The organism is Pseudoalteromonas sp. SR45-5 (assembly GCF_014163565.1).
Taxonomy (GTDB): Bacteria; Pseudomonadota; Gammaproteobacteria; order Enterobacterales; family Alteromonadaceae; genus Pseudoalteromonas; species Pseudoalteromonas distincta.
Map to the genome: position 1 here is coordinate 1 of NZ_JACJDN010000316.1, position 4,569 is coordinate 4,569.

3 protein-coding genes are annotated in these 4,569 nt (G+C 38.6%); 1 reads left to right on the forward strand and 2 read right to left on the reverse strand.

Annotated features, from left to right (window positions below; all coding sequences use genetic code 11):
• Positions 1-53 precede the first annotated feature (53 nt).
• Positions 54-599, reverse strand: a complete 546-nt coding sequence (locus tag H5072_RS12310; protein ID WP_024596846.1) for a GbsR/MarR family transcriptional regulator — start codon at positions 597-599, stop codon at positions 54-56.
• Positions 600-804: 205 nt separating this feature from the next.
• Here H5072_RS12310 and adhP point away from each other — a divergent pair, with 205 nt between their 5' ends.
• Complete coding sequence (adhP, locus tag H5072_RS12315; protein ID WP_024596845.1) at positions 805-1,815, forward strand: alcohol dehydrogenase AdhP; 1,011 nt, start codon at positions 805-807, stop codon at positions 1,813-1,815.
• Positions 1,816-1,953: 138 nt separating this feature from the next.
• Here adhP and H5072_RS12320 read toward each other — a convergent pair whose 3' ends face one another.
• Entirely contained in the window at positions 1,954-4,374 is a 2,421-nt protein-coding gene (locus H5072_RS12320) for a TonB-dependent siderophore receptor (protein WP_182693681.1), read from the reverse strand.
• Positions 4,375-4,569: the final 195 nt, after the last annotated feature.

Below are 4,569 nucleotides of genomic sequence, written 5' to 3' on the forward strand. Positions count from 1 at the left end.
TCCAAAAATCTAATTTTTAAAATATACCTATAAATAAAGCCGCAATTGCGGCTTTATTCTTTTTTGAATATCTTTTCTTTTAGGTCAATAACTTTACCAATTCCAGAACCTAGCTTCATTAGCTTATTAAGTTGCTCTGGCGTTAAACGCTGTAGTTCTGATGACCATTTAGTGACGGTTTCAAGTAGGTTGTGAATCTCACCCATTTGTTTTTGTGCGTAAAGTTCATCGTCGTTACTGGCTTCGTCTAATAAGTTATCGCGTAGTAGTGTTAAGGTGGGCTCAATTTCACGTTTTTTACGTTCTTCAAATACGCGATTTGCCATATCCCAAATATCGCCAGCAGGGGCGTAGTACTCTTTACGATCGCCAGGAATATGCTGTACTTTAATTAACTGCCACGATTGCAGCTCTTTAATGCCCATACTTACATTACCGCGAGAAATACTAAGCGCATCTGCAATCTCATTAGCTGTCATTGGGTTTTTAGTAATAATCAGCAAACCACACATTTGTCCGATCGTACGATTGAATCCCCATCGGCTGCCCATCTCACCACAATGCATTACAAAGGCAAAATTCTTTTCGGATAAACTCATAGCTTAGTAACTTTCAGTAATTTCAGAAAGTAAATGCTAGCACGCTCATTATGGATAGCAAGTTCTTAGCAGGCTTATAAGTTAATTTAAATGACTAAAATATGATTTAGATTAATATTTATACATCTATATTAGGATATGTTGTACACAACAATACATAAATAAATCCTTATCTTTAATTTTCTGCACATACGATGGAATGACTATGAAAGCTGCAATTAATACTCAATACAAAGGTAAATTAGAAATAACAGACTTACCAATTCCTGAGGTGGGAATAAATGATGTTTTAGTAAAAATAGCGGCCTGTGGCGTTTGCCATACCGATTTACATGCCTGTCATGGGGATTGGCCAGTAAAACCAAAAATGCCATTAGTACCAGGGCACGAAGGTGTCGGTGTTATCGAAAAAGTCGGAAGCAACATTAAGCACTTAGAAGTTGGCGATAGAGTCGGTATTCCTTGGCTCTATAGTGCATGTGGGCACTGTGAGTTTTGCCTAGATGGTAAAGAAACACTGTGTTTATCGCAGCACAATACTGGCTATTCTATTGACGGTAGTTATGCAGAATATTGTTTAGCGCATGGCGACTACGTTGTAAAAATACCAGAAGAACTCGGTTTTTCTGAGGCTGCTCCATTATTTTGTGCAGGTGTTACAACCTATAAAGCATTAAAAGTATCCGGTGCTAAACCAGGGCAGTGGGTTGCTATTGTTGGTGTGGGCGGGCTTGGTCATTTAGCAGTACAGTACGCTAAAGCAATGGGTTTTAATGTAATAGCTGTTGATACAGGTAAAGAAAAACTCGCGCTTGCTAAAGAGCTAGGCGCAGATATCACCCTCGATTTTAAAGAGGTGGTTCCAAGCGAAGCTATTTTTGAACAAGTAGGTGGTGCGCATGGCGTTGTGTGTACTGCAGTGTCTAAAGCTGGGTTTGAACAAGCCTATAAAAGTGTACGCCGTGGCGGTAAATGCGTATTAGTGGGATTACCTCCAGAGGATATGCCACTTCCTATTTTTGATACTGTGCTTAATGGCATTTCAGTAGTTGGCTCTATTGTTGGTACACGTAAAGATTTGCAAGAATGCTTGGAATTTGCAGCGCAAGGTAAAGTAAAAGCGATTATTGAAGAAAAACGCTTAGAGGACATTAACGAAATTTTTGATGATATGCTCAAAGGTGAAATTAACGGTCGCATAGTGGTTACCATTTAATTTAGATTAAGCGTTTATAAAACACAAAAAAGCACGGCTTCTAAATTAGAAAACCGTGCTTTTTAAGTCTTTAACTAACCTGAGCGCTGAAAATAGCTGCTTGAGATAGATTTATTATCCAGAGTTCAGGTTAGCTAGTTAAAGTGTGTAACTAAAACTTAGTTTTGCATTACGCTCTTCCCCTGGCATACCACCTAAAAACATCGCTTTTGAGTAATACTTTTTGTTGAACAAGTTATTTAAGTTTAACTGCATATGCCATTTATCAGTTGTATACGATACAGCTGTATCGTAAGTCGTATAACTTGGTACATAACCATCAGGAATCGAGAATGAACTTGAATTAGTACTTCTGTTATCTACAAACGTAATACCACCACTTATATTTACAGCTTCAGGTAAATTAAACATATCTGCGTAGTAGGTTACCCACGTACTTGCTGTTACGTAAGGCACACCTTTTTGGCGTGTGTCGTAACTGCTGCTATTAGGATTACTTTTGTCACGTGCATCTTGATAAATACCGTTTACGTTTACTTTCCATTTATCGTTCAAGTAAGCATTTAAATCAAGCTCAACACCTTTTGTTTGCTCTTTACCATCATAATAGCTTTCAGGTACATCTGAGCCTGATGTTAATGCGTCATAAAGCGGGTTTGCGTATTCTAAATTAGTACGAGAGCTTTCAAATATAACAACAGATGCGAGTAGTTGGTCATCAAATGCTTTAAATCTAAAGCCTAGGTCGTTACTTATAGACTCTGAATCTTCTCGGTCAGCTTCATTACCTGCCACAGAGCCTAATACACTATACGCTGTACGCCCTTTTGAATGATTTACAAATACAGATAAATCTTCAGATGGCTGATACGTTGCCCCCAGATTATACGTTAAGCCAGAATCTGATGTACTCGCTTCAGGTGTTGGCTCTGCACGGCTAGAACTGTAACGCTCATCAACACCAAAGTGCTCATAAGTTTGCTCAATTCGGTTATATGCCACACCAATACGCGTTGTAAGTTCTTCAGTTATGTAACCAACATGTTGAATGCCTAAGCCCCATGCTTGTACTTTTTTATTGTAGTCACTTGTTTTAAGCGGATCGTAATCTTCAAAGTTACCGGTTGGCCAATTTGGTTTTCTTATATCGTAAATATACGGCAACGAACCTTGGTACGTTACATCACCATCATTGTTTGTGAGTACGTAATCTTGATCCCATATTGAGAATTGTTTAAAACGAATATCTCTATCTTCGTAGTTGGCGTTAACTAGTAATTCGTTATCTACGTCGCCTAACATAAAGTCATAACGTAAATCTAAGAAGTACTGCCATGATTTTTCATCTGCTTCTACTTGGCGGTATTCTTGGCGGCGTGCTGCATACGGGTAAAGTACACCGTCTTCAACTAATGGAGCACGAGGGTCGTTATTAATTATTCCATCGCGTGTTGAATAGACGTAGTTATATGCACCTGTTTGGCGCGCAAAACTTGATGTGTAGTTACGGTACTGTAGCTGCTGGTTTAAAAACAAATCGTCAGTAATGTAATAGTTATGCGTTAATTTAAAACGCAACTCTTCACCTTCGTTAGCATCAGCCATTGGTGAAATAATACCATTTGTGCCAAAGCTATAAGGTGTTAAGCCATCAGATGCAGATAATGAATTAGCAAGTTGGTCGCGTTGTGCATCACTTAACTGTACGCCGCTTCCTGTCGGATCGTTTACTAAATCGGCACCAGTTACTTCACCCGCGCTTAAGCCGTTTGCAGTTTCTGCACTGTAAATACGAATAGGATGACCAATAGAATCAACCGCTATTTCATCTTTTATATAGGCTGCAGAAAGCATGATGTTTTGTCTGTCATTAAGCACGTATTTAAGTGAGGTATAAATTTCGTCGCGATCTTCTTTTAAATCGCGAAATCCGTCACTTGACGCTGTTTTAGCCATAACACGATAAGCTAAATCATCTGTTATAGCGTTAGTGCTATCAAACGATAATGAATAGCTATCCCACTGGCCAAGCTCAGCCGATACTTTGTGTTTTTCTTCAAACTCTGGCTTTTTTTCAATTAGGTTTATTACGCCACCTGCGCTACCAATGCCATATAAACCTGTTGCAGGGCCTTTTAAAACCTCAACAGATTCAACATTTGTAAGTGAACGAGTTGGGTTAAATGTATTACCCAGGCCTGCACCACCATACATACCATCGTAGGTGTAGTTTGCATCTAAACCACGAATTACTAAGTTATCACCAATACCGTAATTATTACCTGCTTGTGTTAAGCCACTTACGTTTCTAACTAAATCTTGTAAGCTATCTACACCTTGGGATTCAATCAGTTCTCGGTCAATAATTACAACCGGTGCAGGAGTTTCCATTAAAGACATGTCTGATTTAGTAGCAAGACCAGAGCTCATCACCACGCGGTTTTGCTTTTCGTATACGCTGATGCGTTCAATATCAGCATCAACTTGTGTATTTTGGGCAAATGCCATATTTGCATTTAAACAAGCAAGAGTAATAAGAGAGTACTTAAACGTTTTCATAGAGTGATAACTATTCGCGTTATTGAATTTGCGCGAATGATAATGGTTATTGTTTTTAAAGTGAATAGAAAGTTCATTTTATTTGATTAAATAAAACCGTTCGGATAATTAATAGACAAAAGCGAGTCTAATAGGGGGGCGGTGACCCTTTTATGGCATATTCAATATAGGTGAGAGTTTTATTAAGGCTGAGTA